Origin of the sequence: Caballeronia sp. S22, assembly GCF_964261745.1 — a bacterium.
Classification (GTDB): domain Bacteria; phylum Pseudomonadota; class Gammaproteobacteria; order Burkholderiales; family Burkholderiaceae; genus Caballeronia; species Caballeronia jiangsuensis.
This window is the reverse complement of sequence record NZ_OZ180035.1, coordinates 1,500,818-1,514,787: the sequence shown is the minus strand read 5'-3', so window position 1 is coordinate 1,514,787 and position 13,970 is coordinate 1,500,818. Positions and strand designations below refer to the sequence as shown.

The following is a 13,970-nucleotide window of genomic DNA, read 5'->3' as shown; positions in this document are numbered from 1 at the left end:
GGGTCAAATCACTCCGGATTTTAAAGGTACAAAAAAGACGCGATCGAGCTGCTCTTCCCGCCATTGCGTGGCCGACACGCGCGTGACGAGCGTCAGCACCTGCGACTGCGCGGCCTGCGATCCGACCGGCGCGACGAGCTTGCCGCCCACCGCCAGTTGATCCAGCAGAGCCTGCGGCACGTCGAGGCCCGCGCAGGCGATCACGATTGCGTCGAAGGGCGCGGCCGCGGGCAAGCCTAGGCGGCCGTCGCCGTAATGCAGTCTGATGTTCGGCACGCGCAATGGCCGAAGGTTGAGCTTCGCGCGCTCCGACAGCGGGCGCACACGCTCGATCGAATAAACCTCTGTGGCGACCTGCGACAGCACGGCCGCCTGATAGCCGCAACCTGTGCCGATCTCCAGCACCTTGCTCAATGCCCGCCCCGTCGCGACCAGCTCGATCATGCGCGCCACGACGGACGGCTTCGAGATGGTCTGGTGATGACCTATGGGCAGCGCGGCATCTTCGTACGCCTGCGCGGCGAGCCCCGGATCGACGAACATGTGGCGCGGCACCACCGACATCGCGTTGAGCACGCGCGGATCGGTCACGCCGTTCGATCGCAGCCGTTCGACCATGCGCTCGCGCACCCGTTCCGACGTGAGCGTCTGCGTGCTCGCCAGCGCGACATTGGGCGCGCCTTTTTTCGGCGCGGTGGCGGTGGCGTTCAGGTCGCGCTCGGCGGGACGCGCCGCCGGTCGCAAGGCGCTCGTGCGCGGGGCGTGAGACGCATGATGCATCGTCGCGTTCTTGCTCGCGGACGGAACCGGTTTCGCGCCAGTTGCGGGCTTCGCGCCGGAACGCGCCGGAAAAACTGAAGTGGCCGGCTTCGCGGATGCCGCCGCCGTCGCGGGATTCTTCATCGGTGCGCTCGCCGCGCGCGATGGTCCCGGCTTGGCCGGTTGCGCGGGCGTCGACGACTTGAGCGCCGAAACGGCGGCTTGCTTGCCGCGCGGATCCTGCGGACGGTTCGCGGACTTGCGCGGCTCGCGAACCAGATCCGCGAGCGCCAGCGGAAAGCGCTTGGCGCGCTCGTCGCTCATGTGCGACCGCTCCCGGCCCGCGCCCATTCGCGCGTCTCGGCCATGAGCTTCGTATGAGTCAGATCGAGTTGCAGCGGCGTGATCGAAACGAAGCCGTTCGCGACGGCGTGGAAATCGGTGCCTTCGCTCGCGTCGAGTGCGTCGCCCGACGGGCCGATCCAGTAGATCGGGTTGCCGCGCGGATCGCTCTGGCGAATCACCGGCTGCGAAGGATGACGCTTGCCGAGGCGCGTCACGGTCCATGCGCCGAGCTGATCGTAAGGCAGGCTCGGGATGTTCACGTTCAGCAACGGATGGCCCGGCATCGGATGTTCGAGGAAATGCGCGACGATCTCGGCTGCAACGCGCGCCGCGTCTTCGAGATGAAGCCAGTCGCGGCCAACGAGCGAAAACGCGATGGCGGGAATGCCGAACATGAAGCCTTCGGTGGCGGCCGCGACCGTGCCCGAATACAGCGTGTCCTCACCGACGTTCTGCCCGTTATTGATGCCCGACACGACGAGATCCGGCTGATGCTCGAGCATGCCGGTGAGCGCGATGTGCACGGAATCGGTCGGCGTACCGTTCACGAAGTTGAAACCGTTGGGCGCCTGATGAACGCTCAAGGGCCGCGACAGCGTAAGCGAGTTGGACGAGCCGCTGCAGTTCTGCTCGGGCGCCATCACCGTCACTTCGCCGAGCGGCTGCAGGACCTCGTGCAGCACATTGATGCCGCGCGCCAGATAACCGTCGTCGTTGCTGAGTAGGATTCGCATCCGACGATTGTAACCGAGGAAAGTGGCGCGACGACGACTCGAAAGCTCGCTCCCGACGACGTCGCTGCCCTACACTGAGCCCACTTCAACGCTTTGCACGAGACCCGGACAAGGAGACGCGATGCGCGCCGTACGATGCAACCAACACGGACTACCCGACACCCTTTCGATCGAAACGCTGGCCGACCTGCATCCGGAAGCGGGCGAAGTCGTCATCGACGTAAAAGCGGCGAGCGTGAACTTCCCCGACGTGCTCATCATCCAGAACAAATACCAGTTCAAGCCGCCGCTGCCGTTCACGCCCGGCGCGGAATTCGCGGGCATCGTGCGCGAGGTGGGCGCGGGCGTCACGCGCCTGTCGCCGGGCATGCGCGTGGCCGCCTATACCGCGCAAGGCGCGTTCGCCGAGCAGGCGCGCGCGAAGGAAGCAGACTGCATCGCCTTGCCCGACGACGTCGATCTCGCCGACGCCGCCGCGTTCACGCTCGCGTACGGCACGTCGTATCACGCGCTCGTCGATCGTGGGCAACTCAAGGCCGGCGACACGCTGCTCGTGCTCGGCGCGGCCGGTGGTGTCGGTATTGCGGCGATCCAGATCGGCAAGATCGTCGGCGCGCGCGTGATCGCGGCGGCATCGAGCGCGGAGAAGCTCGCGTTCTGCCGCGAGCATGGCGCGGACGAGGTCATCGACTATGCAAAAGAAGACTTGCGCGAGCGCGTCAAGGCGCTGACCGGCGGCAACGGGCCGGATGTCATTTTCGATCCCGTCGGCGGCGCTTATGCGGAACCCGCGTTTCGAAGCATCGGCTGGCGCGGGCGGTATCTGGTCGTCGGCTTCGCGAACGGCGAGATTCCGAAGCTGCCGCTCAATCTCGCGCTGCTGAAAGGCGCGAGCATCGTGGGCGTGTTCTGGGGCGGCCACATGCAGCGCGAACACGCGATCGCCGATCAGGAATTCGCGACGATGGTCGGCTGGATCAAGGCGGGCAAGCTGCGCCCCGTCGTCACGAAACGCTATTCGCTCGATGACACGCCACGCGCCCTCGACGACATGATGAATCGCCGCGTGACCGGCAAGATCGTAATCGAGCCGTGATGCGCGCGCGTCAGAGCTTCTCGGTTTCCCCGCTTTTCGGCTGCCACTTCATGAGCCGTCGCTCGACCAGCGCGACGAGGCCGTCGAGCACCAGCGCAAACGCGGTCAGCACGAGGATGCCCGCGAACACCGTGTTGATGTCGAAGGTGCCTTCGGCCTGCAGAATCAGATAGCCGACGCCGCGCGCCGAGCCGAGATACTCACCCACCACCGAGCCGACGAACGCGAGCCCCACCGATGTATGCAGGCTCGAAAACACCCAGCTCGTCGCGCTCGGCAGATAAACGTATCGCAGCAACTGCTTGCGATTCGCGCCGAGCATGCGCGCGTTGGCGAGCACGACCGGGCTCACTTCCTTCACGCCCTGATAGACGTTGAAGAACACGATGAAAAACACGAGCGTCACGCCGAGCGCGACCTTCGACCAGATGCCGAGCCCGAACCACACCGCGAAGATCGGCGCGAGAATCACGCGCGGCATCGAGTTGGCGGCCTTGATGTAGGGATCGAGGAGCGCGCTCGTCATGGGCGCGAGCGCGAGCCACAGCCCCACGCCGAGCCCGAACACGGTGCCGATGACGAACGCCAGCACGGTTTCGATCAGCGTCACCCACAGATGGATGTAAATCTCGCCGCCCGTGAACCACTCCCAGATGCGCACGAGCACTTTCTGCGGCTCGCCGAAGAAGAACGCGGCCTTGTTGGCGTCGTCGAAATAAAAAGGCGGCAGGAGCGTCGGGCTCGTCAGCGCGTACCACAGCACGAAGCACACGAGCAGCAACAGCCATTGCCACACGATGAGATTCGCTCGATTCGGGCGCAGCTTGTTCCACATGATCGTATTGTCTTATTCAGCGGCGGGCTTCAGTTGCTGCTGATAGCCCTTCAACACTTCCTCGCGCAGCACGCCCCAGATCTGCGCATGCAGTTCGACGAAGCGCGGATGCGAGCGGATCTCGGCGACATCGCGCGGGCGCGGCAGGTCGATCACGAATTCGCCGATCGGATGCGTGCCCGGCCCCGCCGCCAGCACGACGACGCGGTCGGACATCGAGATCGCCTCGTCGAGATCGTGCGTGATGAAGAGCACGGCCTTGCGCTTCGCGGCCCACAGGTCGAGCAGCTCGTTTTCCATCAACTGGCGCGTTTGAATGTCCAGCGCGGAGAACGGCTCGTCCATCAGGATGATGTCGGGATCGAGGATGAGCGTCTGCGCCATCGCGACGCGTTTTCTCATGCCGCCCGACAGTTGATGCGGATAGCGATCGCCGAAGCCGCCGAGACCCACGCGCTTTAACCACTCCTCGCCGCGCGCATCGGCTTCGGCCTTCGGCACGCCCCGGAACACGAGGCCGGCCGTCACGTTGTCGAGCGCCGAGCGCCACGGCATCAGCGCATCGGCCTGGAACATGTAGCCCGCGCGCCGGTTGATGCCCTTCAGCGTTTCGCCGAACACGCTCACCGTGCCCGACGAAGGTTCGAGCAGCCCCGCCGACACGTTGAGCAGCGTGGACTTGCCGCAGCCGGTCGGCCCGACGACGGAGACGAACTCGCCCGGCGCGATCGCAAGGCTCGTATCGCGGACCGCGGTATAGCGGTCATTGCGATTCTCGCGCGACGAGAACGTGCAGGTGACATCCGCGAGCGCGAGCGCATGTTTCGAAATCGACGACATCGATCAGACCTTGACGGAGGCGAGCGCCTTCTTGACGAAGTCGTTGGTCCAGGTCTTCGACAAGTCGATCGGCTTGCCCTTCACGGATTCGTCGAAGGCTTGCAGCGTCTTGAGCGAGGTCGCGGGACCGTCAGCGGGCATCAGGCCGTCCGGCGACAGCGCTTCCCTCACGTGCTGCCACGAGTCGAGATAGAGCGCGCGATCGCCGAGCAGATAGCTTTCCGGCACGGTCGAAATCAGATCCTTGCCCGATGCCGCCTGCAGCCACTTCAGCGCGCGCACCATCGCGTTGGTGAGCGCCTGCGTCGTGTTCGGGTTCTTCGTGATGAAACTCTGCGATGCATACAGGCAGCCCGCCGGCATGTTGCCGCCGAACACCTTCACGGTATCCGCGAGCGTGCGCGTGTCGGAGACGATGCGGATATCGCCCGCGCGATCGAGCTTGGTCATCACCGGATCGAGATTGGCGATGGCGTCGATCTGGCCGGATTGCAGCGCTGCGATCGCGCCCGCTCCCGCGCCCACGCCGATGAACGACACGTCGCTCGCCTTCAGTCCGGCTTGCGCGAGCACGAAGCTCGCCATGATCGACGTCGACGAGCCCGGCGCCGTCACGCCGATCTTCTTGCCCTTCAGATCCGCAACCGACTTGTAGTTCGGCATCGTCTTCTTCGACACCGCGAGGACGATCTGCGGCGCGCGTCCCTGCAGCACGAACTCGCGGAAGTACTGATTCTTCGCTTGCAGCAGGAGCGTGTGCTCGAACGCGCCGGACACCACGTCCGCGCTGCCGCCGACCGCCGCCTGCAGCGCCTTCGCGCCGCCCGCGAAATCGGCGATTTCGACGTCGAGCCCTTCGTCCTTGAAGTAGTTGCGGCGCTCCGCGATCGTGAGCGGCAGATAGTAGAAGAGATTCTTTCCGCCGACCGCGATCGATACCTTCGTCTGCTCCGGCTCCGTCTGCGCAAACGCGAGCGGCATGGCGGACCATGCCCCGGCCGCAATCGCGGCGCCGCTCGCGATGAACGTTCTGCGTTTCATCGTCTTTCGTCTCCTTGGAATTCTTGTTGTCTGCGCGCGCGTCAAATCACTTTGGCCGCCCGTAGCCGCGCAATATCGTCGGCATCATACCCGAGCGTTTGAAGTACTTCATCCGTGTGTTCACCGAGTTGCGGACCGAGCCAGCGCGTTTCGCCCGGCGTGTCCGAGAGCTTCGGCGTGACGTTGGGCAGCGTGATGTCTCGGCCGTCCTGCCACGGAAAGCGCTGCAGCATCTGGCGCGCGATGTATTGCGGATCGGTGAACATGTCGGCGACGCTGTAGATGCGCCCGGCCGGCACATCGGCGGCGTTGAGCACGGCGAGCGCCTCGTCGATGCTGCGCGTCGCGAGCCACGCGGCGATGGCGTCGTCGATTTCCTGCGTGCGCGGCACGCGGCCGTCGTTCGATGCTAGCGCGGGATCGTCCGCGAGGTCCGCGCGATCGATCGCGTTCATGAGGCGCTTGAAGATCGGATCGCTGTTGCCGCCGATCACGATGCTGCCGTCGCGGCACGGGTACGTGTTCGACGGCACGATGCCCGGCAGCGATGCGCCGGTGCGTTCGCGCACCATGCCGTACACGCCGTATTCCGGGACCACGCTTTCCATCATGTTGAAGACGGCTTCGTACAGCGCGACATCGACGACCTGCCCCTTGCCGCCGTTCACCTGCCGATGATGCAGCGCCATCAGCGCGCCGATCACGCCATGCAGCGCGGCAATCGAATCGCCGATGGAAATGCCGATGCGCGGCGGCGGCAAGTCCGGGTAGCCGGTGATGTGCCGCAGGCCGCCCATCGATTCGGCGATCGCGCCGAAGCCCGGCCGGTCGCGGTACGGCCCGGTCTGGCCATAACCGGACAGCCGCACCATCACGAGACCGGGATTCTCGGCGGACAGCACTTCATAGCCGAGTCCGAGCTTTTCGAGCAGACCGGGCCGGAAATTCTCGACCACGATATCGGCTTCTTTAGCAAGCCGGCGCACGATTTCCTTGCCTTCCTCGGCCTTGAGATTCACCGTCACCGATTTCTTGTTGCGCGCCTGCACCGCCCACCAGAGCGATGTGCCGCCCACCTCGGGATAAAGCTTGCGCCACTTGCGCAGCGGATCGCCGCCGTTCGGGTCTTCGACCTTGATGACATCGGCGCCGAATTCGCCCATGAAGCGCGCGGCGAACGGGCCGGCGATGAGCGTGCCGAGTTCCAGCACCTTGACGCCGGCGAGTGGTCCCGTCGTTGCGTTCATGGTTGCGTCTCCTTTTTTTGCTGGCTTTTTTTACAGCGGAATGTCGAGCGGCTTGAAGCGCGGCGTGCCGTCGGCGAGCGTCTCGTTGAACATTTGCGCGGGACGCACCCACAAGCCGCGTTCGTGCGGCCACAGATGTTCGTAGACGATCATCGCTTCCTCGGTTTCCGAGTGCCGCGCGACGCCGATCACGCGATAAAGGCCGCCCTTGTAGTGACGGTGGGTCGCGAGCGCGAGAGCTTCGGTTTCTGTCATCGGTATGGTGTCCTGCTGATGGTCGCGTTCAGACCGAGCGGCGATCTAGCATCGCGCGCGCGATCGTGCCCGCATCGACATATTCGAGCTCGCCGCCGACGGGCACGCCGCGCGCGAGCCGCGTCACCTTCAGCCCTTTCGACTTGAGCGTCTGCGCGAGATAGTGCGCGGTCGCCTCGCCTTCGTTCGTGAAGTTGGTGGCGAGCACCACTTCCTGCACCACGCCGTCGAGGGCGCGGCTGATCAGGCGCTCGAAGTGAATTTCCTTCGGCCCGATACCGTCGAGCGGACTCAAGCGTCCCATCAGCACGAAATAGAGCCCGCGATACGTGAGCGTCTGCTCGAGCATGATCTGATCGGCAGGCGTTTCGACGACGCACAGCAAGGCCGGATCGCGTTCCTCGTCGCTGCAGACTTCGCAGATTTCAGCTTCGGTGAAGGTGTTGCACTTCTCGCAGTGCTTCAGATGCTCGGTCGCGAACAGGAGCGACGCGCCGAGCTTCTCGGCGCCCGCGCGGTCGTGCTGCATCAGGTGATACGCCATGCGCTGCGCCGACTTCGGTCCGACGCCGGGCAGCGCGCGCAGCGCCTCGACCAGCGCCGACAGGGCGGAAGGTTGTTTCATGTGTCCTCATGACGCGCCGAATTCGCTTCGGCGCGCGCGGTTTAGAACGGCAGCTTGAAACCCGGCGGCATCGGCATGCCGGCCGTCATGCCGCTCATCTTCTCTTGCGTGGTGGCCTCGGCCTTGCGCACGGCGTCGTTGAACGCGGCAGCGACGAGGTCTTCCAGCATGTCCTTGTCGTCGGCGAGCAGGCTCGGGTCGATGGACACGCGCTTGACGTCGTTCTTGCAGGTCATCGTCACCTTCACGAGACCGGCGCCGGACTGGCCCTCGACCTCGATCAGCGCGAGCTGATCCTGCATCTTCTTCATGTTTTCCTGCATCTGCTGAGCCTGTTTCATCAGCCCGGCGAGTTGGTTCTTCATCATGGTTCGGCTCCTTACTGGAAAACGTGTGGCGAAAGCGCGCGCGATATGCGCGCTCGGAATTCAGTGGCTAAGCGCGGCGTCGATTCATGACGGGTTCGCGCCCGATGCCGAGATCGGCTTGATCGAACCCTGCACGATGCTCGCGCCGAAATCGCGGATCAGCGATTGCACGAACGGATCCTGCTTGATCTCCTGCTCGGCCTCTTGCTGGCGTCGCGCGCGGTCGGCGGCATCGAGCGCGGCGGCGGTGCGGCGCACGGGCGCGACGCTCACGCTGACTTCGATCGCGCGACCGAGCTTTTCGGCGAGCGCGGTCTTGAGCTTCGTGACGTGCGAGACGTCGGTGTACATCTGCACCGCGACCGCGAGCGTGACGGAATTCGCGTCGCAGGCGGTCAGCTCGCTGTTGAACGCCAACTGATACGCGACGCCCTTCAACGGCAGATCGACGGCAAGCGCGGGCCATTCGACCGACACGCCGAGCGCATCGAGCGGCACGGCGGGCGGCAGCGGCGTCATGTCGATGACGGGCGCAGGCTTCGCTACCGGCTCGGCGTTGAAGCGCATGTCGTCGGGACCGCTGTCGAAGGCGGGCACGAAGCCGTCGTCGGGCGGCATGAAATACTCGTCGTCCGATCCTGCCGGCGGATAGTCGTCGGGCGGCATGTCCTCCCACGGCGGCACGACGCCGGACTTTGCGGCGGCGGGTTTGGGCTCAGCCGCCACGGGCGCCGCCGGTGCTGCCGGCGCGCGACGAGGCGTGGGCACCGGAACTGGCGCAGCCGGTTTCGCGACGGGTTTGGGCGCTGCCGCGGCCGGTGCGCCGCGTGCGCTCCGATCGGATGAAAGACGCATGCCGGCGCTACGCAGCACGTCGAGCGCAGCGCTCGCGCCGCTTGCCCCGCGCGACGTCGCGGGCTCGGATGCGCGCGCAGCTTGAGGCGCGGATTCTTCCACGGTTTGCCGCGCGGCGCTCGGCACCGGCGCAGGCTTCGCAGGAACGACAGGCTCGCTCGTTTCGATGGGCGGCGCCGGCTTCGCGCTTTCGATCGCGGGCGTCTCTTTCGCCTTGACGACGACGGTTTCCACGGGCGGCGGCGACGCTTTCGCGACAGGCGCGGGCGCAATCGTCCGTTCCGCCATTGCGCCTGCGAGCGCCGCCGTGCGCACGGGCTTCGCGCTTGCCGGCGCGCTGACGGCCACGCCGCCGCCCGGCCCGCCCGCCGGTTCGAAGGCGAGCATGCGCAGCAGCGTCATCGTGAAGCCGGCGTATTCGTCGGGGGCAAGCCCGAGCTCGCCGCGCCCGACCGTCGCAATCTGGTAGAAAAGCTGAACCTGTTCGGCAGAGAGCGCCTCGGCGAAGCGACGGATATCCGCGGCTTCCGGCCATTCATCCAGTACCGACGACGGCGCGAACTGCCCCCACGCGATGCGATGCAAAAGACTCGCGAGATCCTGCAGCGCTGTCGAGAAGGACAGGCTGCGCAGCGCCATTTCGTCGGCGATCGCGAGCACGCCGGGGCCGTCGCTTTCGGCGAGTGCATCGATGAGTCGGATCAGATAGCTTTGATCGAGCGCGCCGAGCATGCCGCGCACGGCTTCCTCGGTGACCTGGTTCGCAGAATAGGCGATGGCCTGATCGGTCAGCGACAGCGCATCGCGCATGCTGCCGTCGGCCGCGCGCGACAAAAGACGCAGCGCCTGCGACTCGAACGGAATGCTCTCCTGCTGAAGAATGTTCTCCAGATGCGACACGATATGTCCCGCCGGCATCTGCTTCAGATTGAACTGCAGGCAGCGCGAGAGCACGGTGACCGGAATCTTCTGCGGATCGGTCGTCGCGAGAATGAACTTCACATGCGGCGGCGGCTCTTCCAGCGTCTTCAACATCGCGTTGAAGGCGTGGTTCGTGAGCATGTGCACTTCGTCGATCATATAGACCTTGAAGCGCGCATCGACGGGTGCGTACACCGCGCGTTCGAGCAGCGCCGCCATTTCGTCGACGCCGCGATTGCTCGCCGCGTCCATTTCGACGTAATCGACGAAGCGACCTTCGTCGATTTCCCGGCACGCGCGGCACACGCCGCACGGCTTCGAGGTCACGCCGGTTTCACAATTGAGCGCCTTCGCGAAGATGCGCGAAAGCGTCGTCTTGCCGACGCCGCGCGTGCCCGTGAACAGATAGGCGTGATGCAGGCGGCCGCCGTCGAGCGCGTGAGTGAGCGCACGGACGACGTGCTCCTGGCCGACGAGCGACTCGAACGATTTCGGCCGCCATTTGCGTGCGAGAACTTGATAGGTCATGCGCGAAATTGTATCAGCAACGACCTCGCGCAAACGCCGCTCCGAAAGGCTGCCGAGCCACCCGGACGAGCGGCGCGGACGCGCGAAAACATGCCCCGCGACGGCGCGCAGTACAGAGAACGAACGAGGGAAAACGAGAGAGGAACGACAGAAGAAAGCGGAAGGTGACGAGCCCGACCCTCGGCACTGGTGGAAAACGGCTGTGGCTGCTTCGTTCCCGACCTGACCAGGTTGACCGCGCCACCATGCGAGGAGGCCCGTCACGACGAATCATAACACGGAGCCGGTCGCGCCCGGAAGGCGCCCGGTGAAATGCGCGGACCTTTGCGGCGCCCTCTTGCGCTTCGTGTTTTCGGCCTCAGATGCGCCCTATCGGTACCCGGCAACGGATAGCAAAGTAGGCTAAGATGACATTTGAATAACCCGGATGTGGTGCAACTTGCCCTTCCTCGGATCATTCGCCGCCGTTTGCGAGCCGTTCTGGCGCACGGCGTGCGGGCCGAATCCTGGCCGTTGGCGACGAAAGTTCTTTTCAGTTTTGGTGTATCGTGGCGAGCATTCAAACGCGGGCCTCGAAACAATTGAGGTATTCAGACAATGAGCGAATCAATCAAGCACATCAGCGACGCTTCTTTCGAACAGGATGTCGTCAAGTCGGATAAACCTGTCCTGCTCGACTTTTGGGCGGAGTGGTGTGGTCCGTGCAAAATGATTGCCCCGATCCTCGACGAAGTCGCGAAGGATTATGGCGATCGCCTGCAAATCGCGAAGATCAACGTGGACGAGCATCAGTCGACGCCGGTCAAGTTCGGCGTGCGCGGCATCCCCACGCTGATCCTTTTCAAGAACGGCGCGGTCGCCGCGCAGAAGGTCGGCGCGTTGTCCAAGTCGCAACTGACCGCGTTCCTCGACAGCAACCTGTAACGGCATCACCGGCGGGCGTCGGCATCCACTGACGCCCGCCTCTGCATTCGCAGCGCCGCATCGGCACCACCGATAAGCGCGAACGGAATGCAGCCGATGTTGTCACGCGACAACATCGGCCGAAAAGCCCCGCCCAAAGCCAACCCGAGGCTCGCGCGGCGTGTGCTATGCTAGAATCACAAGAGTTCAAGAAGTATTAAGTCTCGAGCGGTTCCGCTCACCTCTTCTCCCAAATCTTTCTGTCGCACCTCTCTCCCCGGCGGGAAATCCGTATGCATTTATCCGAGCTCAAGTCTCAGCACGTGTCTGCACTGATCGAGATGGCCAATGGCCTCGAGATCGAAAATGCGAACCGCCTGCGCAAGCAGGAACTCATGTTCGCCATTCTTAAAAAGCGCGCCAAAGCTGGCGACACGATTTTCGGCGACGGCACGCTCGAAGTGCTGCCCGATGGCTTTGGCTTTCTGCGCTCGCCCGAGACTTCGTATCTCGCGAGCACGGACGACATTTACATCAGCCCGTCGCAAATCCGCCGCTTCAATCTGCACACCGGCGACACGATCGAAGGCGAAGTCCGCACGCCGAAAGACGGCGAGCGTTATTTCGCGCTCGTGAAGGTGGACAAAGTCAACGGGCAGCCGCCCGAGGCCTCGAAACACAAGATCATGTTCGAGAACCTCACGCCGCTGCACCCGAACAAGCCGCTGCCCCTCGAGCGCGAAATGCGCGGCGAGGAAAACGTCACGGGCCGGATCATCGACATGATCTCGCCGATCGGCAAAGGCCAGCGCGGTCTGCTCGTCGCATCGCCGAAGTCGGGCAAGACCGTGATGCTTCAGCATATCGCGCATGCGGTGAAGGCGAATCATCCGGACGTCATCCTGTTCGTGCTGCTCATCGACGAACGCCCGGAAGAAGTGACGGAAATGCAGCGTTCGGTGCGCGGCGAAGTCATCGCCTCGACCTTCGACGAACCCGCCGCGCGTCACGTGCAGGTGGCCGAAATGGTCATCGAGAAGGCGAAGCGTCTCGTCGAAATGAAGCATGACGTCGTCATTCTTCTCGACTCCATCACGCGTCTCGCGCGCGCCTACAACACCGTCGTGCCGGCATCGGGCAAGGTGCTGACGGGCGGTGTCGACGCCAACGCGCTGCAGCGCCCGAAGCGCTTCTTCGGCGCGGCTCGCAACATCGAGGAAGGCGGTTCGCTCACGATCATCGGCACGGCGCTCATCGAAACGGGCAGCCGCATGGACGACGTGATCTACGAAGAGTTCAAGGGCACCGGCAACATGGAAGTGCACCTCGAGCGCCGTCTCGCGGAAAAGCGCGTGTATCCGTCCATCAACCTGAACAAGTCGGGCACGCGCCGCGAAGAACTGCTCATCAAGCCGGACCTGCTGCAGAAGGTCTGGGTGCTGCGCAAGTTCATCCACGACATGGACGAAGTCGAAGCCATGGAATTCCTGCTCGACAAGATACGTCAGACGAAGAACAACGCCGAGTTCTTCGACATGATGCGTCGCGGCGGAGGCTGATTCCGCTTCGCTGCTTCAGGACAGAAAACCGCCTGCTTCGTCAGGCGGTTTTTTATTGGCGCCGTGCGTACAATTCGCAACTGTTCCAGTCCTCCCGTTCGACGCATGGCCAACCTCTTCTCCCGCTGGTTCGGCGCGCAACGCCGCGAGCGCGCGCTGCGCAAATACGCGATCGACGACGCGCTGTGGCAGCGCACACTCGACACCTACCCGTGCTTCGGCCATTTGACTGCAGACGACCTCGGACGCCTGCGCGAAACCGCGAGCCTTTTCATCGCGCAAAAAGAATTCTCGACTGCGCACGATCTCGAACTGACGGATCAGATGGTCGTCTCGATCGCCGCGCAAGCCTGTCTGCCGGTGCTCAATCTCGACCTCGATCTGTATCGCGGCTGGGTCGGCGTGATCGTCTATCCGGGCGAGTTCATCATCAGGAAGACGGTCGAAGACGAAGATGGCGTCGTGCACGAAATCGAGCACGACGCGAGCGGTGAGGCGTGGGAAGGCGGTCCCGTCGTGCTCTCGTGGGAAGACGCGCAAATGGCCGACGGCTCGGACGCGTACAACGTCGTGATCCACGAGTTCGCGCACAAGATCGACATGGTGACGGGCGAAGCCGATGGTCATCCCCCGCTCTTTCGCCGCTGGCACGCGCCGCTCGACACGGCCGCCTGGTCCGATATCTTCGACAACGCGTACGACCAGTTCTGCGCACGCGTGGACGCGGTGCCGGAGCGGCGCTGGAGCCGCTTCGAACGCGAATCGCTGATCGATCCGTATGCGGCGGATCATCCGTCGGAGTTTTTCGCGGTGTGCAGCGAGGCGCTTTTCGTGACGCCGCAGGCGTTCGAAGCCGGCTATCCCGAACTTTACCGGCTGCTCGCGCGCTATTACCGGCAAGACCCGGCGGGCGTCGGCGCGCTCGATGCATGAGTTCCGCCGCGACCTCCGGAAAAGATGTCAAGCGCCTGATTTTCTGGCATAATCGCCGTTTTTCGACCCCAGGCAAGTGACTCGCTCGGCACCCAGCAAAGTGCGACGGGTTGGCTACCGCCAGAT

14 protein-coding genes and 1 other RNA gene are annotated in these 13,970 nt (G+C 64.2%); 4 read left to right on the top strand and 11 right to left on the bottom strand.

Features of this window, described 5'->3' with window-relative positions:
- Positions 1 to 3: 3 nt before the first annotated feature.
- Both ACEN42_RS07120 and surE read right to left on the bottom strand, forming a co-directional pair.
- Positions 4 to 1,083 carry a protein-L-isoaspartate(D-aspartate) O-methyltransferase gene (locus ACEN42_RS07120; RefSeq protein WP_371881000.1) on the bottom strand — a complete coding sequence of 360 codons (1,080 nt, stop codon included), beginning with the start codon at positions 1,081 to 1,083 and terminating at the stop codon, positions 4 to 6.
- Positions 1,080 to 1,838 carry a 5'/3'-nucleotidase SurE gene (surE, locus tag ACEN42_RS07115; protein ID WP_035501021.1) on the bottom strand — a complete coding sequence of 253 codons (759 nt, stop codon included), beginning with the start codon at positions 1,836 to 1,838 and terminating at the stop codon, positions 1,080 to 1,082. Before surE ends, ACEN42_RS07120 begins: the two co-directional genes overlap by 4 nt.
- 121 nt (positions 1,839 to 1,959) lie before the next feature.
- Here surE and ACEN42_RS07110 point away from each other — a divergent pair, with 121 nt between their 5' ends.
- Positions 1,960 to 2,934, top strand: coding sequence for an NADPH:quinone oxidoreductase family protein (locus ACEN42_RS07110; RefSeq protein ID WP_371880999.1), 975 nt, complete (start codon positions 1,960 to 1,962; stop codon positions 2,932 to 2,934).
- Between the two features lie 10 nt (positions 2,935 to 2,944).
- On the opposite strand, the gene ACEN42_RS07105 is transcribed toward ACEN42_RS07110, so the two are convergent.
- The 9 genes from ACEN42_RS07105 to ffs form a co-directional block, all read right to left on the bottom strand.
- On the bottom strand, positions 2,945 to 3,769 hold the full coding sequence (locus ACEN42_RS07105) for an ABC transporter permease (RefSeq protein ID WP_187604604.1): 825 nt from the start codon (positions 3,767 to 3,769) through the stop codon (positions 2,945 to 2,947).
- A gap of 12 nt (positions 3,770 to 3,781) precedes the next feature.
- The gene (locus tag ACEN42_RS07100) at positions 3,782 to 4,609 is read right to left on the bottom strand and encodes an ABC transporter ATP-binding protein (protein WP_222946449.1); all 828 of its coding nucleotides are present in this window, start codon (positions 4,607 to 4,609) and stop codon (positions 3,782 to 3,784) included.
- Between the two features lie 3 nt (positions 4,610 to 4,612).
- Positions 4,613 to 5,650 carry an ABC transporter substrate-binding protein gene (locus ACEN42_RS07095; protein ID WP_371880998.1) on the bottom strand — a complete coding sequence of 346 codons (1,038 nt, stop codon included), beginning with the start codon at positions 5,648 to 5,650 and terminating at the stop codon, positions 4,613 to 4,615.
- A 41-nt stretch (positions 5,651 to 5,691) separates the two neighbouring features.
- Complete coding sequence (locus ACEN42_RS07090) at positions 5,692 to 6,897, bottom strand: CaiB/BaiF CoA-transferase family protein (RefSeq protein ID WP_187604602.1); 1,206 nt, start codon at positions 6,895 to 6,897, stop codon at positions 5,692 to 5,694.
- A gap of 30 nt (positions 6,898 to 6,927) precedes the next feature.
- Positions 6,928 to 7,152 carry a DUF1653 domain-containing protein gene (locus ACEN42_RS07085; RefSeq protein WP_035501030.1) on the bottom strand — a complete coding sequence of 75 codons (225 nt, stop codon included), beginning with the start codon at positions 7,150 to 7,152 and terminating at the stop codon, positions 6,928 to 6,930.
- 28 nt (positions 7,153 to 7,180) lie between these two features.
- The gene (gene recR, locus ACEN42_RS07080) at positions 7,181 to 7,777 is read right to left on the bottom strand and encodes a recombination mediator RecR (protein ID WP_238214344.1); all 597 of its coding nucleotides are present in this window, start codon (positions 7,775 to 7,777) and stop codon (positions 7,181 to 7,183) included.
- Between the two features lie 41 nt (positions 7,778 to 7,818).
- Positions 7,819 to 8,145: a YbaB/EbfC family nucleoid-associated protein gene (locus tag ACEN42_RS07075; protein ID WP_014191628.1), complete on the bottom strand. Its 327-nt coding sequence runs from the start codon at positions 8,143 to 8,145 to the stop codon at positions 7,819 to 7,821.
- 84 nt (positions 8,146 to 8,229) lie between these two features.
- Entirely contained in the window at positions 8,230 to 10,449 is a 2,220-nt protein-coding gene (locus ACEN42_RS07070) for a DNA polymerase III subunit gamma/tau (RefSeq protein WP_371880997.1), read from the bottom strand.
- Between the two features lie 163 nt (positions 10,450 to 10,612).
- Positions 10,613 to 10,711, bottom strand: an RNA gene (gene ffs / locus ACEN42_RS07065) — signal recognition particle sRNA small type.
- A 335-nt stretch (positions 10,712 to 11,046) separates the two neighbouring features.
- Between ffs and trxA the strand changes: the two genes are divergently transcribed.
- The 3 genes from trxA (at position 11,047) to ACEN42_RS07050 (ending at position 13,844) form a co-directional block, all read left to right on the top strand.
- Positions 11,047 to 11,373 carry a thioredoxin TrxA gene (trxA, locus tag ACEN42_RS07060; RefSeq protein ID WP_008349330.1) on the top strand — a complete coding sequence of 109 codons (327 nt, stop codon included), beginning with the start codon at positions 11,047 to 11,049 and terminating at the stop codon, positions 11,371 to 11,373.
- 272 nt (positions 11,374 to 11,645) lie between these two features.
- Positions 11,646 to 12,911 carry a transcription termination factor Rho gene (rho, locus tag ACEN42_RS07055; RefSeq protein ID WP_035501035.1) on the top strand — a complete coding sequence of 422 codons (1,266 nt, stop codon included), beginning with the start codon at positions 11,646 to 11,648 and terminating at the stop codon, positions 12,909 to 12,911.
- A 105-nt stretch (positions 12,912 to 13,016) separates the two neighbouring features.
- A complete protein-coding gene (locus ACEN42_RS07050) occupies positions 13,017 to 13,844 on the top strand; it encodes a M90 family metallopeptidase (RefSeq protein ID WP_371880996.1) in 828 nt (275 codons plus the stop codon).
- Positions 13,845 to 13,970 lie beyond the last annotated feature (126 nt).